A 24,863-nucleotide genomic window follows, 5' to 3' on the forward strand; every position below is an offset into this window, starting at 1 on the left:
GCAGCGCGGGCGGATCGCGCACTAAGCTTTCTCCTGACGGGAATTCACCTTCCTCTCTTTCACCACTCAGGAGACAAACGCACATGGACACCACCCAACTCTTCTCGCTGAAGGGCCGCAGCGCCTTGATCACCGGCGGCTCGCGCGGCATCGGTCGCATGATTGCCGAGGGCTTTCTGGCGCAGGGGGCGCGTGTGTACATCTCGGCGCGCAAGGCTGCGGCTTGTGATCAGACGGCGAAGGAGCTGTCGGCGTTTGGGCATTGCGTGTCGCTGCCGGCCGATGTATCGACTCTCGAGGGGGCGCAGGCGCTGGTCGATGCTTATGCGAAGCATGAAGGGTCGCTCGATATTCTGGTCAACAACGCGGGGGCTGCCTGGGGGGCGCCGTATGAGGAGTTTCCGGAGAGCGGTTGGGACAAGGTCGTCGACCTGAATTTGAAGACGCCCTTCTTCCTGACCAAGGCGTTGACGCCGATGCTCAAGAAGGCTGCTACGGATCATTTGTCTAAGGTGATCAACATTGCTTCTATTGACGGGATTTCTGTGAATCCGCAGGAGACTTATTCGTATGCGGCTAGCAAGGCGGGGTTGATTCAGCTGACTCGGCGGATGGCGCTGCGGTTGGCGCAGGACCGGATCGTGGTGAGTGCGATTGCTCCGGGGGCGTTTGCTTCGGATATGAACAAGGATGCAAGGGATCACGGGGATGAGGTCAAAGGCCGCATTCCCGCTGGCCGCATTGGTACGCCTGAGGACATGGCTGGGGCGGCTATTTTTCTGGCGTCGCGGGCTGGGGACTATGTGATGGGGTCTACGTTGGTGGTGGACGGTGGGGTCACGCACGCTCGTTGATTTTTTGGCGCTCGGGGCTGGTTGAGTTCCGAGGCCGGGTCTCGGCCCGGCGGCCGACCTACTTTTCTTTGCTTCGCCAAAGAAACGTAGGCAAAAGAAAGGCGACCCTGCTGTCTGCGTCCCTCCGCTTCGCTACGGGCAACCTGCGGTGCTCACGTTTCGCGGGGTCTCGCAGAACTCGCTCCACTGCGTTGCGCTCAAACAGCTGCGAGCCCTGATCCGCGAAACGCTCCGCTCCTCGGCGCATACAGAAGGGGTTGGGATACCGACGGGCCATCGCTTTGCTCGGCCACCAAGCCGCCGCAGGCGCTTCGCGCCTGCGGCGGTTGGCATTGGGAATCGCGTTGGCCTTGCCGTGAGCGCAGGCGCAGACACAAGTGCAAGTGCAAGTGCAAGTGCAAGTGCACGTGCAGGAGCCGAGCCAGGGCCAGAGCTGTTCGCGCAGAAGGTGGGCGTGTCGCAGCGCGAATGGCTCGCGCGGCAATCTGCGAGAGCGAGAGCCCCCGTGGCATCCGGCTGTTGGAAGTTCCCGAGCCGAGCGAAGCGATGGCCCGCCCGGTATCGAAGCCCCTCTGGCTGCGCCGAGGAGCGCAGCGTTTCGCGGATCAGGGCTCGCAGCTGTTTGAGCGCAGCGAGTTCTGCGAGACCCCGCGAAACGCGAGCACCGCAGGTTGCCCGCAGCGAAGCGAAGGGTCGCAGACAGTGGGGTCGCCTTTTCTTTGCTTACTTTCTTTTGGCGAAGCAAAAGAAAGTGAGTCGCCCGCCGGGGCGAGTCCCGGCCTCGGGAAGCAAACCAGAAAACTCAGCCCCACCGAGGCACAGCCTCATCCTTCAACTGCTGCCTCAACACCCCATAGTCAGGCACAACACTCTCAACGGTCTCCCAAAACCGATGCGAATGATCCATCACCCGTAGATGCGCCAGCTCATGCGCCACAACGTAGTCGATCACAGGCAACCGAAAGTGAATCAACCGCCAGTTCAACCGAATCGACCCATCCGCACTCGCACTCCCCCACCGCGTAGCGGCGTTGGACAACGACAGCTTCTGCCATGACACCCCAAGCAGTGGCGCAAAGTGATCCAGCCGTTCAATGAACAGCTTCCGCGCCTGCCGCATCAACCAGGCCTGCGCCGCATCCCGAATCTGCGAAGGCGCCGCGTTCTGCGCCACTGCCAACCGCAGCGTCCGCGGGCCACCGCCTTCGACAGCGGGGTCGAGCGTGCCGCCAACGCTCGCGAAACCGTGCTTCGGATCGAGCCGGATCACCACCAGCTCGCCAAGAAAAGGAAACTCCGCCCCATCTTCCCAAGCAATTCGCGTCGCCTCGACACGCGCATTGCGCTGCTGCGTCTCCGCCAGCTTGCGCAGAATCCAGTCGGCCTTCTCACGCACCGCCGCATCGACATCCCGCAGCGTGACCCACCGCGGCGCACGCACCGACAAGCCTTCGGCACCGACAAGAAAACCGATGGTCTTGCGCTGCCCCCGCTTGAACTCGTAGGCCACACGCGCCGACCCCAGCACCACTTCACGCGTGGCCTGCGGGTGTGTGAAATTCGCCAGCGTCAGTGTGTCGGCCAGCGGCACCGCAGGACGCGGATCAACAGGTCCAATGGATAAAGGAGTGACCGCCGGCACGGGAGCAGGTGGCACAGGCACAGGCGCCTTCTTCCGCGGCCGCCGCGGCGGAGCAGCAGGCGCCGGCGTGCTCCCCAACCCCTCGAAGAGGTCCATCGTGAACTGCAGCATTCCCCGCATGTCGGGCCCGGTCTGAGGCTGGTGCGTCAGCCCGCTTCGCGCGGCAACGTCTGCTGCGGCTGCGCCGGGCTGTCGCTGTAGGCCTCGGGGTCGAGGCGGCGCATCTCGGCCTCGATCCAGGCTTCGACCTCGCGCATCAACTCGTCGGGCTTGCGACCCACGCTCGAGATCGCCGGCCCGATCGACACGTCGACCACGCCAGGGCGCTTGACAAAGGCCTTGCGCGGCCAGACCTTGGCCGACGTGACTGCGATCGGGATCACGGGCACGCCGGTTTCGCAGGCCAGGCGCGTGCCGCCGCTCTTGTAGGTGCCCTTCTGGCCGCGCGGAATGCGCGTGCCTTCGGGGAACATGATGATCCAGATGCCCTGCGCGAGCAGCTTGCGGCCCTGGTTCACCACCTTGTTGAACGCCTGCGCGCGCTGGCTGCGGTCGATATGAATCATGTCCAGCCGCGCCATCGCCCAGCCGAAGAACGGCACGTAGATGAGCTCCTTCTTGAACACGAAGGCCAGCGGGTGAGGCATCAGCGTGGGCATGAGGAAAGTCTCGAGCGTGGACTGGTGCTTCACCAGCAGCACCGCGCCGGCGAGTTGGTCGGTCGGCAGGTTTTCCATGCCGGTCACGCGGGTCTTGATGCCCAGCAGCACGCGCGCGCCACCGATGGCCCAACTGAGCCATTGCTCGGCCATCCAGTACAGCGGAATGCCGCGCTTCCAGAGCGAGCAGACGCACATGATGATGCCCCAGGGCACCACGGTGACAAGCATCCACAGGGCGTGGAGAACGGAACGGATAAACGCCATCAGACAGCCACCTGCAGTGCAGCCCGCGCTTCGCGCGCGAGCAGAAAGTCGACAAAGGCGGCGAGGTCGTCATGCACCCTCGTGTCCGCCGGATATTCGGGAGGCAGCGGGTGGACCCCGCGGCAGGCCGCGCCCATGCCCGTGAGCAGCAGGTGCGGTTCGCAGCCGGCAGCAGCGCCGGCCTGTAGGTCGCGCAGACTGTCGCCCGCGGTCGGCACGCCCTTCAGGTCGATGCCGAAGCGGTCGCCGATCTGAAGGAACAGCCCGTCCTTGGGCTTGCGGCAGTCGCAGCCTTCGTCGGGGCTGTGCGGGCAATAGAACACCGCATCCACCTTGCCGCCCACGGCCGCGAGCATCTTGTGCATCTTGGCGTGCATGGCATTGAGCGACGCCATGTCGAACAGGCCGCGGCCCAGGCCCGACTGGTTCGAGGCCACCACCACGTGCCAACCCGCATGGTTGAGCCGCGCCACGGCCTCGAGCGCACCGGGCAGCGGCGTCCACTCGATGTCGCTCTTGACGAAATCTTCGCGGTGCACGTTGATCGTGCCGTTGCGGTCGAGGATGACGAGTTTCATGGCAGAGCCACCCATGGTGAGGTTGTCTGGAAGATCAGACGGCCAGCCGCTCGAGCTGCGCCACGCGGTTCATCGCGGCGTGCAGCGACATCAGCAGGCCCAGGCGGTTGAGCCGCAGGTCGGCCTGCTCGGCATTCACCATCACGTCCGTGAAGAACGCATCGACCGGTTCGCGCAGCGCGGCCAGCGTCTGTAGCGAGCCGGTGTAGTCGCCCGCGTCGAACTGGGCGTTGGCAGCGGGCACGACCTGCGCCATGGCGGCGTGCAGCGCCTTCTCGGCGGGCTCCTGCAGCAGCAGCTCGCTGACGTGGGCGTCGGCTTCGGGCGCCTTCTTCAGGATGTTGCCGATGCGCTTGTTGGCAGCAGCCAGCGCGGCGGCGGCGGGCAGTGCAGCGAAGGCGCGCACGGCCGCCAGCAGCTTGGGCACTTCGCCCAGGCGCTGCGGCAGCGGGGCCAGCACGGCATCGACTTCCTGCGCGCTGGCGCCCTGCTCGCGCAGGCTGCCGGCAAGGCGGTCGAGGATGAAGTCGCGCAGCTCGACCGTGGCCTTGCTGCTGTCGAAACCGTCGATGGCGCTGAACTGCGCGGCGGCGTCCTGCAGCAGGGCGTCGAGCCCCAGCGCGAGGTCTTTCTCGATCAGCATGCGGATCACGCCCAGCGCATGGCGGCGCAGCGCAAACGGGTCGCGGTCGCCGGTGGGCAGGTTGCCGATGCCGAACATGCCGACCAGCGTTTCGAGCTTGTCGGCCAGCGCGACCGCGAGGCCCACGCTGTTGCGCGGCAGCTCGTCGCCGGCGAAGCGCGGCTTGTAGTGGTCTTCGATGGCGTCGGCCACCGCGGCGTCGAGGCCGTCATGCAGCGCGTAGTAGCGGCCCATGGTGCCCTGCAGCTCGGGGAACTCGCCGACCATGTCGGTCACGAGGTCGGCCTTGGCCAACTGAGCGGCCTGCGTCGCCTGCGCAGCCAACGTGGCGTCGCCGAGCTTTTCAGCGATGCCGCGCGCGATGTGCATCACGCGCTGCACGCGTTCGCCCTGCGTGCCGAGCTTGTTGTGATAGACCACCTTGCCCAGCGACTCGACGCGCGAGGCCAGCGATTTCTTGCGGTCCTGGTCGAAGAAGAACTTGGCGTCGGCCAGGCGCGGGCGCACGACGCGCTCGTTGCCCTGGATGACCGCGCTTGCGTCGTCGGGCGTGATGTTGCTGACGACGAGGAACTTGTTCGTGAGTTTGCTCGACGCATCGAGCAGCGGAAAGTACTTCTGGTTGGCCTTCATCGTGAGGATGAGGCACTCCTGCGGCACTTCGAGAAACTCGGGCTCGAAGCTGCAGACCAGCACGTTGGGGCGTTCGACCAGCGCCGTGACTTCGTCGAGCAGCGCGTCGTCGTGGATCGGCACCGAGCCGCCGCCGACCTTGACTGCAGCGGCTGCGAGCTGTCGTGCGATTTCGGCGCGGCGCGCCTCAAAGCTGGCGATGACGGCGCCGTCGTCCTGCAGCTGCAGCGCGTAGCTGTTGGCATCGCGCAGCACCACCGGGTCGACCGCTGCTTCGAAGCGGTGGCCGTGCGTTTCGCGGCCGGCCTTCAGGCCCAGCGCCTCGATGGGCACCACGGCGTCGGCATGCAGCGCCACGAGGCCGTGCGCGGGGCGCACGAAGCTCACGCTGCTCCAGCCCGGCATTTCGCAGCCGCTTTCGAGCTGGTAACTCATGACCTTCGGAATCGGCAGCTTGGCGATGGCTTCGGCCAGCGCCTTCTGCAGGCCTTCGGCCAGCGTCGCGCCCTTGGCGGTGCTTTCGTAGAACAGGGCTTCGGCCTTGCCGTCCATGGCGCGCTTAAGGCCGGGCACGGCCGAGGCGTCGGCGCCGAGGGCGGCCAGGCGCTTGAGCAGCGCGGGCGTGGGCTGGCCCGAGGCATCGAGCCCCACGGCCACGGGCATGAGCTTTTGCGACACGGCCTTGTCGGCGGCGCGCTCGGCCACGTGCGTGAGGTGCGCAGCCAGGCGGCGCGGCGACGCGTAGGGGGTGAGCACCGAGCCGGCTTCGGCCAGGCCTTGCGCCACGAGCTGGTCGCGCAGCACGCCGGCAAAAGCCTCGCCGAGCTTCTTCAGCGCCTTGGGCGGCAGCTCTTCGACAAACAGTTCGACCAGGAGGGAGTTCTTGTTCATGGGGGTCGTCATCGCTCAGGCGGCTTTCTTCGGGGGCATCTGCGCAACCCATTCACGCGGGGCCATCGGGAAGCCCAGGCGTTCGCGGCTGTCGTAGTAGCTCTGCGCCACGCTGCGCGCGAGGTTGCGGATGCGGCCGATGTAGGCCGCGCGCTCGGTCACGCTGATGGCACCGCGCGCGTCGAGCAGGTTGAAACTGTGGGCAGCCTTGAGCACCTGCTCGTAGGCCGGCAGCGCGAGCTGTTCGGTCATGAGGTGCTTGGCCTGCTTTTCGTGCGCGTTGAAGGCGGTGAACAAAAACTCGGCGTCGCTGTGCTCGAAGTTGTAGGTCGACTGCTCGACCTCGTTCTGCTTGTAGACGTCGCCGTAGCTCAGGCCGTCGGTCCACGTGAGGTTGTAGACGTTGTCCACGCCCTGCAGGTACATGGCCAGGCGCTCCAGGCCGTAGGTGATCTCGCCGGTGATGGGCTTGCAATCGATGCCGCCGACCTGCTGGAAGTAGGTGAACTGCGTCACTTCCATGCCGTTGAGCCAGACCTCCCAGCCCAGGCCCCAGGCGCCGAGCGTGGGGTTCTCCCAGTCGTCTTCGACGAAGCGGATGTCGTTCTTCTTCAGGTCGAAGCCCAGGGCCTCGAGGCTGCCGAGGTAGAGCTCGAGGATGTTGCTGGGCGCGGGCTTGAGCACGACCTGGTACTGGTAGTAGTGCTGCAGGCGGTTGGGGTTCTCGCCGTAGCGGCCGTCCTTGGGGCGGCGGCTGGGCTGCACGTAGGCGGCCTTCCAGGGCTCGGGACCGAGCGCGCGCAGGAAGGTGGCGGTGTGCGAGGTGCCTGCGCCCACTTCCATGTCGTACGGTTGCAGGAGCGCGCAGCCCTTGTCGGCCCAGTACGACTGCAGTTTGAGAATGATTTGCTGGAAGGTCAACATGAAGCTGGCCGGCGTCGGGGGCCGGACATTGGACGGGACGGTGGCGCGGCACAGGCCGCGAAAGCGGACGATTTTACGTTCGTGGGAGGGCAACTCTCCCACAGCCGCTCGGGATGCCGGCTGCCGCAACAGCCCGCGCGGGCGTGGGACAAAGCCCGGCTCCGCGCGCTTTTTTGCGTTTCCCGCCGCTTTCGGCACTTTCCTGCGCTTTCCCCCTCTCTCACTGCATGGCACCGCCCCACATCGGCCCCGACACTCCTTTTTTCATCGTGCTCAACGCCGGCTCCGGCAGCGAGAGCGCCGCACAGGCCCGCGAGGTCATCGACGAGGCCTTTGCCGCCGACGGCCGCCGGCACCGCGTGTTCCTCGTGGACGGCCCCGGCCGTGTGCAGGCGCTGGCGCGCGAAGCGGTCGAACGCGCCCGCGCCGTGGGCGGCGTGGTGGTGGCCGCAGGCGGCGATGGCACCATCAACGCCGTGGCCCAGGCCACGCTCGGCAGCGGCTGCCCCTTCGGCGTGCTGCCGCAGGGCACCTTCAACTATTTCAGCCGCACGCACGGCATTCCGCGCGACACGGCGCAGGCGCTGCAGGTATTGCTGACACAACAGCCGCGGCCCGTGCAGGTGGGGCTGGTGAACGACCGGGTGTTCCTGGTCAATGCCAGCATGGGCCTGTATGCCGACCTGCTGGAGGAGCGCGAAACCCACAAGGCGCGCTTCGGCCGCCACCGCTGGATCGCCTTCTACTCGGGCCTGCTGACGGTGCTGCGCGGGCGCCATCGCCACTGGCAGCTGCGCATTGCATCGCACGGCCACGAGCGCGACATCCGCACGCCCACGCTGTTCGTGGGCAACAACCCGCTGCAGCTGATGCAGGCGGGCGTCGAGCACGCCGAGGCGCCCGAGCAGGGCCAGCTGACCGCGGTGGCGCTCAAGCCGGTCGGCCTGCTGGCGATGCCGGGGCTGCTGGTGCGCGGCGCACTCGGGCGGCTGGGCGATGCCGACGAGGTACTGAGCTTCCCCTTCGAGTCGATGACGGTGAAGGCCGGCCGGCTGCGCACGCCGCGCCGCGTGAAGATCGCGACCGACGGCGAGATCGACTGGGTCGACATGCCCTTGCTGTTCCGCGTGGCGCCCGACCCGCTGTGGCTGGTGCGGCCCGACAGCGCGCCCGAGCTGGAGGCGGCGCGGCCATGAGCTGCCTGCTGCAAGTGTCCGACCCGCACTTCGGCACCGAGCAGCCCGAGGTGTTGCAGGCGCTCGAGCGCCTGGCGCACGCGCTGGCACCGCAGGCGATGCTGCTGTCGGGCGACATCACGCAGCGCGCCACGCGCCGCCAATTCGCGGCGGCGCGCGCCTTCGCGGACCGGCTGGCGGCGCCGGTGATCGCGATTCCGGGCAACCACGACATCCCGCTGTTCCAGTTGGCGGCGCGCGTCTTCTCACCCTATGGCCGCTACACAGAGGCCTTCGGCCCCGACCTGGAGCCGGTGTTCGCCTGCGACGACTGGTTGGTGGTCACGGTCAACACGACGCGCTGGTACCGGCACGAGGACGGCGAGGTGTCGCCTGCGCAGGTCGAGCGCGTCGTGGCGCGGCTGGCACAAGCGTCGCCCGCGCAAGTGCGCGTGGTCGTGACGCACCAGCCGGTGCTGGTGACGCGGCCTGAAGACCGCTCGAACCGCCTGCACGGGCGCGATGCAGCCGTCGCGCGCTGGACGGCGGCGGGCGCCGACCTGATCGTCGGCGGCCACATCCACTTGCCTTTCGTGCGCCCGCTGGACGAGCACTTTCAGGGCTGCCCGCCGACGGCCTGGGCGGTGCAGGCCGGCACCGCGGTGTCGACGCGCGTGCGCTGGGACGCGCCGAATTCGGTGAACGTGCTGCGCACGGAAGCGTCCGGCGACGGCGCACAGCGCGTCTGCGTGGTCGAACGCTGGGACCACTCGGCGGCCGACAAAGCCTTCATGCCCGTTGACCTGTTACGGCTTCCGCTTGCCAGCCGCGCGGCGGGCCCTTAGGGTTGCGCCGCATGCCTCCTGCGGACACTCTTCTTCTTTCTTCTTCCCCCTTGATTCTTCTCGCACAACAGCTGGGCGAACACGCCCTGGCCTGGTTCGCGCTCGCGCTGACCGTGTCGGTGCTCGGTGCCGGCCTCGCCTGCCGGATGCTGCAGCGGCGCCATCCTTTGCCCGACACCGGCGAGCCCGATGAATCGCGGCTGGCGCTCGGCCTGGGCCTGGGCTTCGTGCTGATCCTCGCAGCGGCGGTGCTGGTCGCCTGGATCGCCTCGCACCTCGGCGACGGCCGCACCATGGGCCGCGCCGATCAGGCGCTGGCCGACGCCATCGGCACCCACGTGCCGTGGGGTGCGCTCGTGAGCTTCAGCTGGCTCACGCACCTGGGCGATGCGCAACTGCTCGCGCCCGTGTGCGGGGTGGTCGCGCTGCTGCTGTGGCGCAACGCACACCGCGGGCTGGCGCTGGGCTGGGTGATCGCGCTCGGCGGCATCGTGGTGCTGAACCCCGCGCTCAAGCACATCTTTGCGCGGGCCCGGCCGGTGCACGACCACGGACTGGCACTGGAGACGAGCTTCAGCTTTCCCAGCGGCCACAGCGCGGGCGCGATCGTGAGCTACGGGATGCTGCTGTACCTGGCGCTGCGGCTGCTGCCGGCGCGCTGGCATGTGCCGGCCGCCATGGCCGCGGCGGCGGCCATCGTCACCATCGCCTGCAGCCGGATCTTCCTGCAGGTGCACTTCGCGAGCGATGTCGCGGCCGGCCTGCTGACCGGCCTGGGCTGGCTGCTCGTGTGCGTGAGCAGCCTGGAATACGCGCGGCACCGCAAGCGCCGCACCGCGCGCTGACCTGGGATCAGTACTCCCAGAAGATGCGCTGCAGTTCCTTGGTGTTGTTGGTCTTGGTCAAGGCCACCATCGCCAGGATGCGCGCCTTCTGTGGGCGCAGGTCGTGCGCCACCACCCAGTCGTACTTGTCGTCGGGCTGCTCGGCGTTGCGGATCACGAAGCCGTCGGGCACGCGCGAGCTGCGGATCACGATCACGCCGTCGGTGCGCGCCTTCTGCAGGTTCGGCACGATGCGGTCGGCCACCGAGCCATTGCCCGTGCCGCCGTGGATCAGCGCCTTGGCGCCGCTCTTGGCGATCGCGTCGATGGCCACCGACGACACGCCTTCGTAGCCCATGGCGATCTCGACCGGCGGCAGCGCGGTGATGGTGTCGATGTTGAACTCCGAGTTCGTGGTGTGGCGCTTCACCGGCGCACGGAACCAGTAGTTCTTGCCCTCGACGATCATGCCCAGCGGACCCCACTGGCTGGAGAACGCGCTGGTCTTGATGTTGACGTTCTTGCTCACGTCGCGGCCGGTGTCGATGTTGTCGCCCATCGTCACGAGCACGCCCTTGCCCATCGCGTCCTTGCTGCCCGCCACGTTCACCGCGTCGTACAGGTTGAGCGCGCCGTCGGCCGACAGCGCCGTGCCCGGGCGCATCGAGCCGACCACCACGATCGGCTTGTTGGTGTGCACGGTGAGCGTCAGGAAGTAGGCGGTTTCTTCCAGCGTGTCGGTGCCGTGGGTGATGACGATGCCGTCGACGTCCGACTGCTTGGACAGCGCCGAAACGCGCTTGGCGAGCGTCATCAGGTTGTCGTTGGTGAGGCTTTCGGAGGCCACCTGGAACACCTGCTCGCCGCGCACGTTGGCGACCTTGGCCAGCTCGGGCAGGCCGGCGATCAGCTTCTCGACGCCGACCTTGGCGGCCGCGTAGGTCGCGCTGTTGACGGCCGACGCGCCGGCACCGGCGATGGTGCCGCCGGTCGCCAGGATCACCACGTTGGGCAGTGCCTGCTGGGCCTGCGCGAGCGCGCTGGCCGCGAGCAACGCGGCACCGGCCGCGAAGGCACGGAAATGGGTAGAAAAGTACATACGGACTCCTTGGTTTGAGGATGATTTCTCGAGGCGGCGAGGAAGATACATGAACCATGCCCGCATGCCATGCCGCTGCATGCCGGCATGGCATGCGGTCATGCGCCGCCCTTAGAGGGCCAGCAGCCAGCCGGCGAACGCCGCGAGCCCGACGACCCACACCGGCGAGAGGCGGGCGTAGACCAGCAAGCCGAACGCCGCCAGCGCGAGGCCGAAATCGGCCTTCGAGTGGATGGCACTCGTCCACACCGGGTCGTAGAGCGCAGCGAGCAGCACGCCGACGACCGCCGCGTTCACGCCCGCCATCGCACGCTGGACGCCATCACGCTGGCGCAGCGTCTCCCAGAACGGCAACGCGCCCGCCACCAGCAGGAAGGCCGGCAGGAAGATGGCCAGCAACAGCGCCACGCCGCCCACCCAACCACCGAACGGTCCCGGCATGGCGGCGCCGAGGAAAGCCGCGAAGGTGAACAAGGGCCCCGGCACGGCCTGGGCTGCGCCGTAACCGGCCAGGAACACGTCGTTCGAGACCAGTCCCGTGGGCACCACGCCCGCCTGCAACAAGGGCAGCACGACGTGGCCGCCGCCGAACACCAGCGCACCCGACCGGTAGAAGGACGCGATGACGGACAGCGCCGGCCACTCCGTCGCCGCGGCCAGCATCGGCAGCGCGACGAGCAGGACGGCGAACAGGCCCAGCAGCGCTGCGCCGGTCGACTTGCTCACGCCGTGGTCGCGGTGCTGCGCGGCGGGAAGGGGGCCGAGCTGCAGCGCCCATCGGCCGACGACGCCCCCGGCGACGATGGCGACGATCTGCCCGATGGCCGAAGGCACCGCGAGCACCAGCAGCGCCGCGACGATGGCCACGCCCGCGCGCAACCGGTCGGGGCACAGCGACTTCGCCATGCCCCACACCGCCTGCGCGACGACGGCCACTGCGACGACCTTCAACCCGTGCACCGCGCCCGATTGCGCCAATGCCGACCAATGCGTGACACCGGCCGCGAAAAGGATGAGCGCCACGGCGGACGGCAGCGTGAACCCGAGCCACGCCGCCAGCGCCCCGCCCCAGCCTGCGCGGCCGAGCCCCAATGCGATGCCGACCTGGCTGCTCGCGGGCCCGGGCAGGAACTGGCACAGCGCCACGAGGTCGGAATAGCGCTTGTCGTCGAGCCACTTGCGGCGTTCGACGAACTCCGCGCGGAAGTAGCCGAGGTGCGCCACCGGGCCGCCGAAGGAGGTCAGGCCCAGCGCGAGGAAGGCGAGGAAGACTTCGAGCACCGGGCCTCTGGCACGGAGGGCGCCGGCGCCCTCAACAGCGGGTGGTGCGGCAGGCTTGAGGCGGTGGTGGTGCTTCATGGACGACGACTCCGAACGCGCATCCGCCGGTGCGACTCAGCGCCGACCAGGCCGGAAGAAGATCGCGCCGAGCGCGACGATCGCGAGCGCCGCGATCCATAACGGCCACAGACCGAAAGGCGCCACCCAGCGCGCGAAGGGCGTGAGCCCGCGCCGGCCTTCGACCGGCGCTTCGAGCACGCCGCGCGTCAGGCGCGGCAGCTCGTGCGTGACCCGGCCCGCGGCGTCGATCACCACGGTCGCGCCGGTGTTGGTGGCGCGCACCATCGGCCGCGCGAACTCGAGCGCCCGCATGCGCGAGATGGCCAGGTGCTGGTCGATGGCGACCGAGTCGCCGAACCAGGCGATGTTGCTGACGTTGAGCAGGATCGTCGGCGCCGTGGCCTCGTCGCGGAAGTTCGCGCCGATCTCGTCGCCGAACAAGTCTTCGTAGCAGATGTTGGGCGCGATGCGCTGGCCCTGCCAGACGAACGGAGCCTGCGCGAGCCCGCCGCGCTCGAAGTCGCCAAGCGGGATGCTCATCATGCGGATGAACCAGCGAAAGCCCGGCGGAATGAATTCGCCGAAGGGCACGAGGTGGTGCTTGCTGTACGCGTAAGGCTGCGTCGCGCCGGGCTGGAAACCCAGCACGGCGTTGCGGTAGGTGCCCGGCCCGTCGCCGAGCGGCAGACCGACGATGGCGGCTTGTTGCGTGCCCGGCTGCCCGTAGCGTTCCTGGATCGCGTCGAGGTAGCCGGCGGGCAGCTGGCGCGGCAGCAACGGCAGCGCGGTTTCAGGCGTGACCACGAGTTGGGCCTTGGCATCGCGCAGCTGTTCGGCGTACCAGCGCAGCGCGGTTTCGATGCCGCCGCCCGGAATGAATTTCTCGTCCTGCGGGATGTTGCCCTGCAGCAGCGCGACCTGCAGCGTGCCGGCGGTGCCCTGCGCGCCGCGCGCATCGGCGGGCAGCGGCGAGACGAGATTGGGCAGCACGAAGACCGCGGCGAGCAGCACCGCGGCCAACGCCGTCGGCACCACGCCACGCAGCGGCAGGCGCCGCGCAACCAGCGCCACGGCCAGGGCCGCCGCAGCGCCGATGCCGTACACGCCGATCCACGGCGCCAGCGCGGCCAGCGGACCATCGACGTGGGCATAACCGCCCGCGCCCCAGGGAAAGCCGGTGAACCAGCTGCCGCGCACGAGTTCGGCCAGCGTCCACAGCGCCGCGAACACGAAGGCGCCCGCGATGCGCCCCGCCGGCCCGCGCACCACGAACCAGGCACAGGCCACGGCGTAGTAGAGCGCCAGCGCCGCGGCCAGCGCGAGCACGGCGATCACCGCCAGCGGCGCTGGCAACCCGCCGTAGGTGTGCATCGAGATGAAGAGCCACCAGAAGCTGCCGGTGAGCCACGCGGTCGCGAACGCCCAGCCGTGCAGGCCGGCGCGGCGCCAGCCCGCGCCCTGCGCACGCAGGCCGTCGAGCCCCCAGACCAGCGCGGCCAGCGACAGCAGCTGCAGCCACCACAGCGGACGGCCGTCGCCGGGCCACGCGATGGACAGGGCTTGCGCCACGCCCGCCAGGCCGAAGCCGAGCAGGCGCAGGAACCCGCTGGCGGCGGAGGAAGGGGAAGAAGATGGCGAGACGCGGGCCGGGGCCGCTGCTGCGGGCGCCGGCATCAGTCGGCCGCGTCGCCGCCGCGCGCCGGCGACACCCGGAACCAGCGCACCGCGCCGCCCTTGGTGTGCAGCACGACGAAGTCGAAGCCGCCGATGGCGTGGTGCTCGCCGCGCTTGGGCACGTGGCCCATCTCGTGCGCGATGAGCCCGCCGATGGTGTCGAAGTCTTCGCTCAGCTGTTCTTCGTTGAAGACGATGCCGAAGGCCTCGGCCACGCGCTCGATGGGCGTGTCGCCCGAGACGCGGTAGGTGTGGTCGGCCAGGCCAAAGATGTCGCCCTCGTCTTCGGCGATGTCGAACTCGTCTTCGATCTCGCCGACGATCTGCTCGAGCACGTCTTCGATGGTGATGAGGCCGGCCACGCGGCCGAACTCGTCGATGACGATGGCCAGGTGGTTGCGGTTGCCGCGGAATTCGCGCAGCAGATCGTTCAGGCCCTTGCTCTCGGGCACGAAGGTGGCGGGGCGCAGTAGCGCGCGAATGTTCAGACCCGGTGCGCGCTGCAGCTTGAGCAGGTCCTTCGCGAGCAGGATGCCAATGATGTTTTCTTTTTCGCCCTCGTAGACCGGAAAGCGCGAGTGCGCGGTCTGGATCACCGAGTGCAGCAAGGCGTCGAAGGGCGCGTCGATGTTCACGAGGTCCATGCGCGGGGCGGCGACCATCACGTCACCGGCCGTCATGTCGGCCATGCGCAGCACGCCTTCGAGCATCACGCGCGATTCGGCGCCGATCACCTCGTTGTCCTCGGCATCGGCGAGGGTTTCGATCAGCTCGTCGCGTGAATCGGGGCCGGGGTGGATGAATTCGGCGAGCTTCTGGAGAAAGCCACGCTTGTCTTCCCGTTCAACGGGAGCGCGTTCAGGGTGAGGGTCGGCCACTGCGGGAGGGCGAAGTTGAAGAAAGGCAAGGATAACGGATTGCGCATGACAGGCTCTACCTTGACGTTTGCCACGGTAAGAACACCGCCCAGGCGGCCGCCGCCGGGCCGCCCCAAGGCGAGCCGCGCCTCCCCCTCGGGGGGTGGCGAATTACACGCAGCGAAGCGAAGTGAAAAGCCGGGGGGCCAACAGTTATGGTGCAGATTTGCTGCGCGCGTCGCGCATGCCGCTGCGCACTTCCTGCACGCTCGCGAGGAAGGCCCAGAACTGCTTGGCGCGGCTCTTGAGCGCGAAATCGACGGCGGCGTAGTGCTCCAGCGCGATCTCGCTCATGCGGCTGTCGAAGGTGGCGGTGGGCAGCTGCAGATGCGCTTCCGACTCCGAGCCGCTGCGCACCACGGTGGCGCCAGCGTTGCGGGCGATCTTGAGCATGGCCGCGTTTTCGCTCAGCGCATGGATGAAGAGCATGCCCACGCCTTCGTTGCGCGCGGCCACCACGGCACGCTCGAACAGGCGCGCCCCGTAGCCACGGCCGCGGGCGTGCGCCGACACGGACACGCCGAACTCGGCGCAGTCGCTGTGCTGGTCGTCGGGCGCGTAGGCGACGTGCGCCATCGCGATCAGGTCGAGGCGGCGGTTGTAGATGCCGAAGAGTTCGTCGCGGTCGAAGTCCAGGCCTTCGACGTAGCGCAGAACCTGCTCGTCGGCCGCGGCATAGCCGAAGCGCAGGTAGCGGTCGTGCGGTGTCAGGTCGAGCAGGTGGCGCGCGATGCGTTCGCGTTCGCGCGGGCCGATCGAGCGGATCGGCACCATGACGGGCGGTGGCGCGCTGACGGCGCGCGGCTGCGCCTCAACCATCGGCGCCTTCAGGAAAGAGCCGAGGCCGAGAGACGCTTTGAGGAGGGTCTTGGCGGTAAGCATGGTTCAAATGTAAGGGTTTTCCCTTAATCACCAAGCCCATGGGGACACTTTCAGGACTCATTCGTGACTCGATACCAGAGTCCGTGGTCTTTCCGCAACCAATTTGTAGTTAAACGGGCACAGATGTTGTGGCTTTGACACGATCGAGCACAAAGCTGGTCTTGCAGTCTTGGACACTGGGGTGCTTCAGCAGGGTGTCCATGATGAAGCGGCTGTAGTGCGCCATGTCGGCCACCACGACGCGCAGCAGGTAGTCCATGTCGCCGGTGAGGGCAGCGCACTCGACCACCTCGGGCCAGGTCTGTACGCTGGCGCGGAACAGGTCCATGGGGTTGCGCTTGTGGCTTTCGGTGTGCTTTTCGAGCCGCACGTTCAGGTAGGCCGTGAGGCCCAGGCCGACCGCTTCGGGCTGGACCAGCGCCACGTAGCGGTCGATGACCTTGTGCTCTTCGAGCCGCTTGACCCGCCGCAGCACGGCGCTGGGCGACAGGCTCACCTGCTCGGCGATCTGGTCGTAGGTGGCGCGGCCGTCTGCTTGCAGCATGCGCAGAATGAGCCGATCTATCTTGTCGAGTGCTTCCATTTCGCCATTTTTGCAGTTTTACTGCGTCATGGCCATCTGTGGCGCCCAGAAATGCAGAAAACCTGAAAGGCTTCCGACCTACAGTGCAGGACGGCCCGAATCCGGGCCTTTGTTTTCCTTTCTGCACAACTTTCCCCACTTTTCGGAGACAGCACCCATGAGCCACACCGACGCCCCCGCCTTCACGCCCTGGGAGAACCCGATGGGCACCGACGGTTTCGAATTCATCGAATACGCGGCACCCGATCCGGTCGCGATGGGCCAGGTGTTCGAGCGCATGGGCTTCGTGGCCATCGCCAAGCACCGCCACAAGAACGTGCTGCTGTACCGCCAGGGCACGATCAACTTCATCCTGAACGCCGAGCCCGATTCGTTCGCCCAGCGTTTCGCACGCGAGCACGGCCCGAGCGTGTGCGCCATCGCCTTCCGTGTGCAGGACGCCAAGCAGGCCTACGAGCGCGCCACCGCGCTGGGCGCCTGGGGCTTCGCCGACAAGGCCGGCCCGGGCGAGCTGAACATCCCCGCCATCAAGGGCATCGGCGACAGCCTGATCTACCTGGTGGATCGTTGGCCCGGCAAGAACGGCGCGCAGCCGGGCGACATCGGCAACATCGGCTTCTACGACGTGGACTTCGAGGCGCTGCCGGGCGTGTCGTCGCAGGACGCGCTCACGCGCAAGGGCAACGGCCTGACCTACATCGACCACCTCACGCACAACGTGTACCGCGGCCGCATGGACGTGTGGGCCAACTTCTACGAGAAGCTCTTCAACTTCCGCGAAGTGAAGTACTTCGACATCGAAGGCCAGGTGACGGGCGTGAAGAGCAAGGCCATGACCAGCCCCTGCGGCAAGATCCGCATCCCGATCAACGAAGAAGGCAAGGAACAGGCCGGCCAGATCCAGGAGTACCTGGACATGTACAAGGGCGAGGGCATCCAGCACATCGCCATGGGCTCGGACGACCTGTACGAGAGCGTCGACGCGCTGCGCGCCAACGGCGTGACGCTGCTGGACACCATCGACACGTACTACGAGCTGATCGACAAGCGCATTCCCGAGCACGGCGAAAGCGTGGCCGAGCTGAAGAAACGCAAGATCCTGATCGACGGCAAGAAGGACGCGCTGCTGCTGCAGATCTTCAGCGAGAACCAGCTGGGCCCGATCTTCTTCGAGTTCATCCAGCGCAAGGGCGATGACGGCTTCGGCAACGGCAACTTCAAGGCGCTGTTCGAGAGCATCGAGCTCGACCAGATGCGCCGCGGCGTGCTGAGCGCCGCAAAATAAGGCGCTTCACCACTGCCCTGGAGCCCGGCATGCGCCACGCGTCTTCTTCGACTGTCGTCACTTCCTTTGTCGCGGCAGCCGCCGCTGCGGTCGTGCTCTCGGGCTGCGCCTCGGCGCCACCCGCGGCCGGCCCGGGTGCCTCGCACCTGGACACGGTGCAAAAGGCGGCGGTGCTGCGCATCTGCACGCCGGGCGACTACCGGCCCTTCAGCTTCCAGAAGGCCGATGCCTCGTTCGAAGGCATCGACGTCGACCTGATGGCGGGCTTCAGCGCCAGCCTCGGCGCCAAGCCCGAGTGGGTCAAGACGACCTGGGCCAACCTGCTGCCCGACTTGGCCGCGGGCAAGTGCGACATCGCCGTGGGCGGCGTGTCGGTAACCACCGATCGCCAGAAGCGCGCCTTCTTCAGCGCGCCCTACATGGTCAACGGCAAGACGCCCATCGCACGCTGCGCCGACGTGGCCAAGTACCAGAGCGTGGCGGCCATCGACCAGCCGTCGACCCGCGTGATCTTCAACCCGGGCGGCAGCAACGAACGCTTTGCCCGTACCAACTTCAAGCAGGCCAGGCTCACGCTGCACGGCGAGAACGTCACGATCTTCGACGAGATCCTGGCCAACCGCGCCGACGTGTTCGTCACCGAATCGGCCGAGGCCATCACGCAGCAGAAGCTCAAGCCCGGGCTGTGCGCGGTGAACCCCGACAAGCCGCTGCAGTACGGCGAGATGGCCTGGATGCTGCCGCGCGACGACGTGGCTTTCAAATCGTATGTCGACCAATGGCTGCACCTGCAGCAAGCCGGCGGCGACTTCCAGCGCGTGATGGACCGCTGGCTCAAATAACCCGAGAAACCGAACGCCCCATGGATACCCCCGCCGCCGTTGTCACTCCCGCCGTCTATGGCGCATCCGATCGCCCGCCGCGCGGCGACTACTCGCGCGGCGGTTCGGTGCAAGCCGACTACACCTGTCCGCAGGACTGGGCCAGCTACACGGCGGCCGACCACGACACCTACAAGCGGCTGTACGAACGCCAGGCAGCGCAGTTGCCGGGCCTGGCCTGCGACGCCTTCATCCAGGCGCTGCCGCTGCTCGGCGTGAAGGACCGCATCCCGCGCTTCGAGGAACTCAACGAGCGCCTGCACCGCGCCACCGGCTGGGAGATCGTGGCGGTGCCGGGGCTGATTCCCGAACTGCCCTTCTTCACGCTGCTGGCGAACCGCAAGTTCCCGGTGACCGACTGGATCCGCAAGCCCGAAGAGTTCGACTACATCGTCGAGCCCGACGTGTTCCACGACCTGTTCGGCCACGTGCCGATGCTGTTCGACCCGACCTTCGCCGACTATGTGCAGCGCTACGGCCAGGGCGGCATGAAGGCGCACGAGCTGGGCGCCGGCGAGAAGCTGGCGCGCCTGTACTGGTACACGGTCGAGTTCGGCCTGATCCGCCAGCCCGAGGGCCTGCGCGCCTACGGTGCCGGCATCCTGAGTTCGGTCGGCGAGCTGCAGCACGCGGTGCGCAGCCCCGAGCCGCACCGCCTCCCGCTCGACCTGCTGCGCACCATGCGCACGCAATACAAGATCGACACCTACCAGGCCAACTACTTCGTGATCGAGAACTTCGCGCAGCTCTTCGATCTCACGGCACCCGACTTCACGCCGCTGTACCGCGCACTTGAAGTCGAGGCCGACATCCCGGCCGGCGTGCTGCTGCCGGGCGAATCGGGCAACGCCTGATCGCATCTGCGTGACCCGGGCGCGCACGGCGGCTATCGCCTGCGCGACACCCGGCGTGCGCCCCTAGGACAAGCCCGCTGGCGGGTGGGAGGCATTGGCTCCCACAATCCGCGCCAAAGGAGCTTGCATGCAGACATCCGCGCAACAGAACTATCCGGCCGGCGTGCCGCACGAGATTCACCCGGAGCAGTACCGCTCCCTGCCTCACATGTTCGACGAGGCTTTCGGCCGCTACAAGGACCGGCCGTTCTCGGTCTGCATGGAGCGGTGGATGTCGTACGGCGAACTCGACACGCTCTCGAAGGCGATGGGTGCCTGGCTGCAGTCTCGGGGCCTCGAGCCCGGCGCGCGGGTGGCGATCATGCTGCCCAACGTGCCGCAGTTCGCGGTCACGATGTGCGCCGTGCTGCGCGCGGGCTACACCTGCGTCAACGTCAACCCGCTGTACACGGCGCGCGAGCTGGAGCACCAGCTCAAGGACTCCGGCGCCACGGCCATCGTCATCCTCGAAAACTTTGCCGCCACGCTCGAGCAGGTGATCGAGCGCACGCCGGTCAAGCACGTGGTGATGACCGCGATGGGCGATCTGCTCGGGGGGCTGTACGGCACGTGGATCACAGTCGCCGTGCGCCACTTGGCCAAGATGGTGCCGCCCTACAAGCTGCCGTTGAGCGAAGGCCGGACGGTCACGCCGTTCAAGCAGGCGATTGCCGAAGGCCGCGGGCGCACGCTCGGGCCCGACCAGAGCACGCTCGATTCCATCGCTTTCCTGCAGTACACGGGCGGCACGACCGGCTTGTCGAAGGGCGCAGTGCTGACCCATCGCAACATCGTGGCCGCCACGCTGCAGGCCGAAGCCTGGTTCACGCCGGCGCTGGCGCGGGCCGGCGACCTGGCGAAGGTCAACAGCATCGCGGCGCTGCCGCTGTATCACATCTTCGCGCTGACGCTGTGCCTGCTGGTGATCCGCCAGGGCTCGCACATGACGCTGATTCCGAACCCGCGCGACTTCAACAAGTTCGTCGCGGTGCTGAAGAAGCGGCCCTTCCACATGCTGCCGGCGGTGAACACCTTGTTCAATGCGCTGCTGATGCACCCGGAGTTCAAGACGGTCGATTTCTCGACGCTGTTCGTGTCGCAGGCCGGCGGCATGGCCGCCTCCGAAGGCACGGCGCGCAAATGGTTCGAGGCCACCGGCTGCCCGATGATCGAAGGCTGGGGCATGAGCGAGACCTGCGCGATCGGCACCAACAACCCAGTGTCGAACACGAAGTTCACAGGCACCATCGGCCTGCCGTTGCCGAGCATTGAGATCGCGATCAAGGACGATGAAGGCCAATCGCTGCCGATCGGTCAGGCGGGCGAGCTCTGCATCAAGGGGCCGAACGTGATGACCGGCTACTACAACCAGCCCGCCGAGACGGCCGCCGCCTTCACGGCCGACGGCTTCATGCGTACCGGCGATATCGCCGTGATGCAGGAAGACGGCTACAGCCGCATCGTCGATCGCAAGAAGGACATGATCCTCGTGAGCGGTTTCAACGTGTTCCCCAACGAGCTGGAGAACGTGATCTCGCTGTGCCCGGGGGTGGTCGAATGCGCGGCCGTCGGCGTGCCGGACGAAAAGCAAGGCGAAGCCATCAAGGTCTTCGTGGTTCGCAGGGACCCGACGCTGACGGAGGACGCCGTACTCCAGTACTGCAACGGACAGCTCACCGGTTACAAGCGACCGAAGCACATCGAGTTCCGCGAGTCGCTGCCCAAGACCAACGTGGGGAAGATTCTGCGTCGCGAACTGCGCACCAGCGCTGGTGCCTGACGGCGTGGGGCACGGGGAGGCCAGCGCCGGACTGCCGGCGAATGTCGTCGTGTTCGAGCGAGGCTGGCTGTCGTCGAACAACATCCTGTTCATCGGGGCGGAGGAAACCGCACTGGTCGACACTGGGTATGCCACGCATGCTGATCAGACGCTGGCATTGGTGGAGTCTGTTCTTGGAGAGCGTCCGCTCGATCGGGTGCTGAACACGCATCTGCACAGCGATCACTGCGGGGGGAACGCGGCATTGCAGCAGCGCTATCCGTCGCTGCGGACGGACATTCCGCCTGGAGAGGCGGCGCTGGTCGAGCGATGGGATGCAGAAGGCCTGAGTTTTCTTGCGACGGGGCAGACTTGCCCGCGTTTTGGCTTCACCGGATTGCTCGATCCAGGCACTGAATGCCTGTGGGGAGACAGCGCGTGGCAAGTGCACGGCGCTCCGGGCCACGATCCGCACTCGGTGATCCTGTTCGATCCGGTGTCGCGGACCCTGATTTCAGCGGATGCGCTTTGGGAAAACGGGTTTGGCATCGCCTTTCCTGAACTGATGGGCGAGCCTTCGTTCGGAGACATCGCGGCGACGCTCGATTTGATCGAGAAGTTGGCGCCTCTGCAGGTGATTCCAGGTCATGGCGGAGTCTTTGGCGACGTCGATCGTGCCTTGCATACGGCGCGCAAGCGTTTAGCTGGCTTGCAGCGAGACCCGGTGAAGCACGCGCGTCATGCGATGAAGGTGCTGATGAAGTTCAAGCTGCTGGAGCTGCATGCGGTGTCGCACGCTGAGTGGGGGGCGTGGCTTGGCGGGACACCGTATTTCGAGCGGATCCGGGCGCGATTCTTTGCTGGTGAGACACTGGTTGATCTGACAGCAGACCTACTGGCTGAACTGATTGCGGTTGGCGCAGCGCAATCTGATGCTTTGGGAGTTCGCAACGTCTGATTGGCGCTTGTTTGCTGCAATAAAAAAGCGCCATCTTTTTCGAGTTGGCGCTTTTTCTTTGTCTGTCTATTTGCTTGCTCGTGGTTTGCGAGTTCTTTGTCTTTGCGTCGCGCAAAGCAAAAAACCCCAGTCATTGCTGACTGGGGTTTTCTGGGCTGTAAGAGCCTGACGATGACCTACTTTCACACGGGAACCCGCACTATCATCGGCGCTGAGTCGTTTCACTGTCCTGTTCGGGATGGGAAGGAGTGGTACCAACTCGCTATGGTCATCAGGCATAAAGGGTTGTCTGACTGATCACACGATCAGTCAAACGAATTCATAGAGTTTGGAATCAGCTTTTTGGCGAATTATTTTGAATGCGTCAACTTGGCATAACACCTTGATCAGATTGATCAAAGTTATAGGGTCAAGCCGCACGAGCAATTAGTATCAGTTAGCTTAACGCATTACTGCGCTTCCACACCTGACCTATCAACGTCCTGGTCTTGAACGACTCTTTAGGGGGCTCAAGGCCCCGGCAGATCTCATCTTGAAACGAGTTTCCCGCTTAGATGCTTTCAGCGGTTATCTCTTCCACACTTAGCTACTCGGCAATGCCACTGGCGTGACAACCGATACACCAGAGGTGTGTCCACTCCGGTCCTCTCGTACTAGGAGCAGGCTTCCTCAAATCTGCAGCGCCCACGGAAGATAGGGACCAAACTGTCTCACGACGTTTTAAACCCAGCTCACGTACCTCTTTAAATGGCGAACAGCCATACCCTTGGGACCGGCTACAGCCCCAGGATGAGATGAGCCGACATCGAGGTGCCAAACACCGCCGTCGATATGAACTCTTGGGCGGTATCAGCCTGTTATCCCCAGAGTACCTTTTATCCGTTGAGCGATGGCCCTTCCATACAGAACCACCGGATCACTATGTCCTGCTTTCGCATCTGCTCGACTTGTCAGTCTCGCAGTTAAGCACGCTTATGCCATTGCACTATCGTCACGATGTCCGACCGTAACTAGCGTACCTTCGAACTCCTCCGTTACGCTTTGGGAGGAGACCGCCCCAGTCAAACTGCCTACCATGCACTGTCCCCGATCCAGATAATGGACCTAGGTTAGAACCTCAAACACACCAGGGTGGTATTTCAACGTTGGCTCCACAAGATCTAGCGACCCTGCTTCAAAGCCTCCCACCTATCCTACACAGATCTGTTCAAAGTCCAATACAAAGCTACAGTAAAGGTTCATGGGGTCTTTCCGTCTTTCCGCGGGGAGATTGCATCATCACAAACATTTCAACTTCGCTGAGTCTCAGGAGGAGACAGTGTGGCCATCGTTACGCCATTCGTGCAGGTCGGAACTTACCCGACAAGGAATTTCGCTACCTTAGGACCGTTATAGTTACGGCCGCCGTTTACTGGGACTTCAATCAAGAGCTTGCACCCCATCATTTAATCTTCCAGCACCGGGCAGGCGTCACACCCTATACGTCCACTTTCGTGTTTGCAGAGTGCTGTGTTTTTAATAAACAGTCGCAGCCACCGATTTTTTGCAACCCATTCATGCTTCGTTGTTCACTACACACTAATAGGGCACACCTTCTTCCGAAGTTACGGTGTCAATTTGCCGAGTTCCTTCTCCTGAGTTCTCTCAAGCGCCTTAGAATACTCATCTCGCGCACCAGTGTCGGTTTGCGGTACGGTCGTTGTTAGCTGAAGCTTAGTGGCTTTTCCTGGAACCTCGTTCAGTCACTTCACGGACAAGTCCGCTCGATCGTTGGCCTCGGTATATGTGCACCGGATTTGCCTAATGCACGCCTACATCCAACTAAACCAGAATAATCCAATAACTGGATGACCTATTAAGATCCGTCCCCACATCGCACTAACAATCGGTACAGGAATATTGACCTGTTTCCCATCAGCTACGCATCTCTGCCTCGCCTTAGGGGCCGACTCACTCTACGCCGATGAACGTTGCGTAGAAAACCTTGCGCTTACGGCGAGGGGGCTTTTCACCCCCTTTAACGCTACTCATGTCAGCATTCGCACTTCTGATACCTCCAGCACGCTTTACAACGCACCTTCACAGGCTTACAGAACGCTCTCCTACCACTTGCAATAAATTGCAAATCCGCAGCTTCGGTAACTGGCTTAGCCCCGTTACATCTTCCGCGCAGGACGACTCGATCAGTGAGCTATTACGCTTTCTTTAAATGATGGCTGCTTCTAAGCCAACATCCTGACTGTTTTAGCCTTCCCACTTCGTTTCCCACTTAGCCAATTTTAGGGACCTTAGCTGGCGGTCTGGGTTGTTTCCCTCTTGAGTCCGGACGTTAGCACCCGGTGCTCTGTCTCCCAAGCTGTACTCATCGGTATTCGGAGTTTGCCTTGGTTTGGTAAGTCGCCATGACCCCCTAGCCAAAACAGTGCTCTACCCCCGATGGTAATACTTGAGGCACTACCTAAATAGTTTTCGGAGAGAACCAGCTATTTCCAAGTTTGTTTAGCCTTTCACCCCTATCCACAGCTCATCCGCTAGTTTTGCAACACTAGTCGGTTCGGACCTCCAGTACCTGTTACGGCACCTTCATCCTGGCCATGGATAGATCACTTGGTTTCGGGTCTACACCCAGCGACTGATCGCCCTATTCGGACTCGAT

At 65.4% G+C, this 24,863-nt stretch carries 20 protein-coding genes and 2 rRNA genes (1 of these 22 cut by a window edge); 9 read left to right on the forward strand and 13 right to left on the reverse strand.

Annotated features, from left to right (window positions below; all coding sequences use genetic code 11):
• The first annotated feature begins 83 nt into the window (after positions 1-83).
• Entirely contained in the window at positions 84-854 is a 771-nt protein-coding gene (locus CY658_RS12450) for an SDR family oxidoreductase (protein ID WP_099793237.1), read from the forward strand.
• A gap of 802 nt (positions 855-1,656) precedes the next feature.
• On the opposite strand, the gene CY658_RS12460 is transcribed toward CY658_RS12450, so the two are convergent.
• Genes CY658_RS12460 through glyQ form a run of 5 tightly spaced genes read right to left on the reverse strand, consistent with a single transcriptional unit; the run spans position 1,657 to position 7,091 of the window.
• A complete protein-coding gene (locus tag CY658_RS12460; RefSeq protein WP_101491268.1) occupies positions 1,657-2,592 on the reverse strand; it encodes a M48 family metallopeptidase in 936 nt (311 codons plus the stop codon).
• Positions 2,593-2,642: 50 nt separating this feature from the next.
• Positions 2,643-3,422, reverse strand: a complete 780-nt coding sequence (locus CY658_RS12465; protein ID WP_101490530.1) for a lysophospholipid acyltransferase family protein — start codon at positions 3,420-3,422, stop codon at positions 2,643-2,645.
• Positions 3,422-4,015 (reverse strand): D-glycero-beta-D-manno-heptose 1,7-bisphosphate 7-phosphatase, encoded by a 594-nt coding sequence (gmhB, locus tag CY658_RS12470; protein ID WP_101490531.1) that lies wholly within the window; start codon positions 4,013-4,015, stop codon positions 3,422-3,424. The genes CY658_RS12465 and gmhB overlap by 1 nt, the downstream gene beginning before the upstream one ends.
• 19 nt (positions 4,016-4,034) lie before the next feature.
• A complete protein-coding gene (glyS, locus tag CY658_RS12475) occupies positions 4,035-6,167 on the reverse strand; it encodes a glycine--tRNA ligase subunit beta (RefSeq protein WP_101490532.1) in 2,133 nt (710 codons plus the stop codon).
• Between the two features lie 15 nt (positions 6,168-6,182).
• On the reverse strand, positions 6,183-7,091 hold the full coding sequence (gene glyQ / locus CY658_RS12480; protein WP_056577308.1) for a glycine--tRNA ligase subunit alpha: 909 nt from the start codon (positions 7,089-7,091) through the stop codon (positions 6,183-6,185).
• Between the two features lie 227 nt (positions 7,092-7,318).
• On the opposite strand from glyQ, the gene CY658_RS12485 reads away from it, so the two are divergent.
• The 3 genes from CY658_RS12485 to CY658_RS12495 are packed head-to-tail and all read left to right on the forward strand — an operon-like array spanning position 7,319 to position 9,956.
• The gene (locus tag CY658_RS12485) at positions 7,319-8,287 is read left to right on the forward strand and encodes a diacylglycerol/lipid kinase family protein (RefSeq protein ID WP_101490533.1); all 969 of its coding nucleotides are present in this window, start codon (positions 7,319-7,321) and stop codon (positions 8,285-8,287) included.
• On the forward strand, positions 8,284-9,111 hold the full coding sequence (locus CY658_RS12490) for a metallophosphoesterase family protein (RefSeq protein ID WP_101490534.1): 828 nt from the start codon (positions 8,284-8,286) through the stop codon (positions 9,109-9,111). Before CY658_RS12485 ends, CY658_RS12490 begins: the two co-directional genes overlap by 4 nt.
• Positions 9,112-9,161: 50 nt before the next feature.
• Complete coding sequence (locus tag CY658_RS12495; RefSeq protein WP_257884854.1) at positions 9,162-9,956, forward strand: phosphatase PAP2 family protein; 795 nt, start codon at positions 9,162-9,164, stop codon at positions 9,954-9,956.
• A 7-nt stretch (positions 9,957-9,963) separates the two neighbouring features.
• Here CY658_RS12495 and CY658_RS12500 read toward each other — a convergent pair whose 3' ends face one another.
• The 6 genes from CY658_RS12500 to CY658_RS12525 form a co-directional block, all read right to left on the reverse strand.
• Positions 9,964-11,034 carry an asparaginase gene (locus CY658_RS12500; protein ID WP_062481776.1) on the reverse strand — a complete coding sequence of 357 codons (1,071 nt, stop codon included), beginning with the start codon at positions 11,032-11,034 and terminating at the stop codon, positions 9,964-9,966.
• 111 nt (positions 11,035-11,145) lie between these two features.
• A complete protein-coding gene (chrA, locus tag CY658_RS12505) occupies positions 11,146-12,393 on the reverse strand; it encodes a chromate efflux transporter (protein ID WP_101490535.1) in 1,248 nt (415 codons plus the stop codon).
• A gap of 36 nt (positions 12,394-12,429) precedes the next feature.
• A complete protein-coding gene (gene lnt, locus CY658_RS12510) occupies positions 12,430-14,049 on the reverse strand; it encodes an apolipoprotein N-acyltransferase (RefSeq protein WP_101490536.1) in 1,620 nt (539 codons plus the stop codon).
• The gene (locus CY658_RS12515; RefSeq protein ID WP_099793257.1) at positions 14,049-14,927 is read right to left on the reverse strand and encodes an HlyC/CorC family transporter; all 879 of its coding nucleotides are present in this window, start codon (positions 14,925-14,927) and stop codon (positions 14,049-14,051) included. Before CY658_RS12515 ends, lnt begins: the two co-directional genes overlap by 1 nt.
• Positions 14,928-15,119: 192 nt before the next feature.
• Positions 15,120-15,848, reverse strand: coding sequence for a GNAT family N-acetyltransferase (locus tag CY658_RS12520; RefSeq protein WP_101490537.1), 729 nt, complete (start codon positions 15,846-15,848; stop codon positions 15,120-15,122).
• 109 nt (positions 15,849-15,957) lie between these two features.
• Positions 15,958-16,431, reverse strand: a complete 474-nt coding sequence (locus tag CY658_RS12525) for an Lrp/AsnC family transcriptional regulator (RefSeq protein WP_099793261.1) — start codon at positions 16,429-16,431, stop codon at positions 15,958-15,960.
• Between the two features lie 157 nt (positions 16,432-16,588).
• Here CY658_RS12525 and hppD point away from each other — a divergent pair, with 157 nt between their 5' ends.
• The 5 genes from hppD to CY658_RS12550 all read left to right on the forward strand — a co-directional run bounded on the left by hppD (position 16,589) and on the right by CY658_RS12550 (position 22,207).
• Positions 16,589-17,716, forward strand: a complete 1,128-nt coding sequence (gene hppD, locus CY658_RS12530; protein ID WP_099793263.1) for a 4-hydroxyphenylpyruvate dioxygenase — start codon at positions 16,589-16,591, stop codon at positions 17,714-17,716.
• A gap of 29 nt (positions 17,717-17,745) precedes the next feature.
• Positions 17,746-18,558: a transporter substrate-binding domain-containing protein gene (locus CY658_RS12535; RefSeq protein WP_095947889.1), complete on the forward strand. Its 813-nt coding sequence runs from the start codon at positions 17,746-17,748 to the stop codon at positions 18,556-18,558.
• A gap of 20 nt (positions 18,559-18,578) precedes the next feature.
• Positions 18,579-19,451, forward strand: coding sequence for a phenylalanine 4-monooxygenase (phhA, locus tag CY658_RS12540; protein ID WP_099793267.1), 873 nt, complete (start codon positions 18,579-18,581; stop codon positions 19,449-19,451).
• Between the two features lie 127 nt (positions 19,452-19,578).
• Positions 19,579-21,270 (forward strand): AMP-binding protein, encoded by a 1,692-nt coding sequence (locus CY658_RS12545; protein ID WP_101490538.1) that lies wholly within the window; start codon positions 19,579-19,581, stop codon positions 21,268-21,270.
• Positions 21,263-22,207 (forward strand): MBL fold metallo-hydrolase, encoded by a 945-nt coding sequence (locus tag CY658_RS12550; RefSeq protein WP_374221104.1) that lies wholly within the window; start codon positions 21,263-21,265, stop codon positions 22,205-22,207. The genes CY658_RS12545 and CY658_RS12550 overlap by 8 nt, the downstream gene beginning before the upstream one ends.
• Positions 22,208-22,370: 163 nt before the next feature.
• On the opposite strand, the gene rrf is transcribed toward CY658_RS12550, so the two are convergent.
• Together rrf and CY658_RS12560 are read right to left on the reverse strand one after the other, a co-directional pair.
• Positions 22,371-22,483: ribosomal RNA gene (rrf, locus tag CY658_RS12555) — 5S ribosomal RNA — on the reverse strand.
• Positions 22,484-22,612: 129 nt separating this feature from the next.
• A 23S ribosomal RNA gene (locus CY658_RS12560) occupies positions 22,613-24,863 on the reverse strand; it runs 625 nt beyond the window's last position.

It is taken from the genome of Variovorax sp. RO1 (assembly GCF_002849325.1).
In the GTDB taxonomy this organism is placed as follows: domain Bacteria; phylum Pseudomonadota; class Gammaproteobacteria; order Burkholderiales; family Burkholderiaceae_C; genus Variovorax.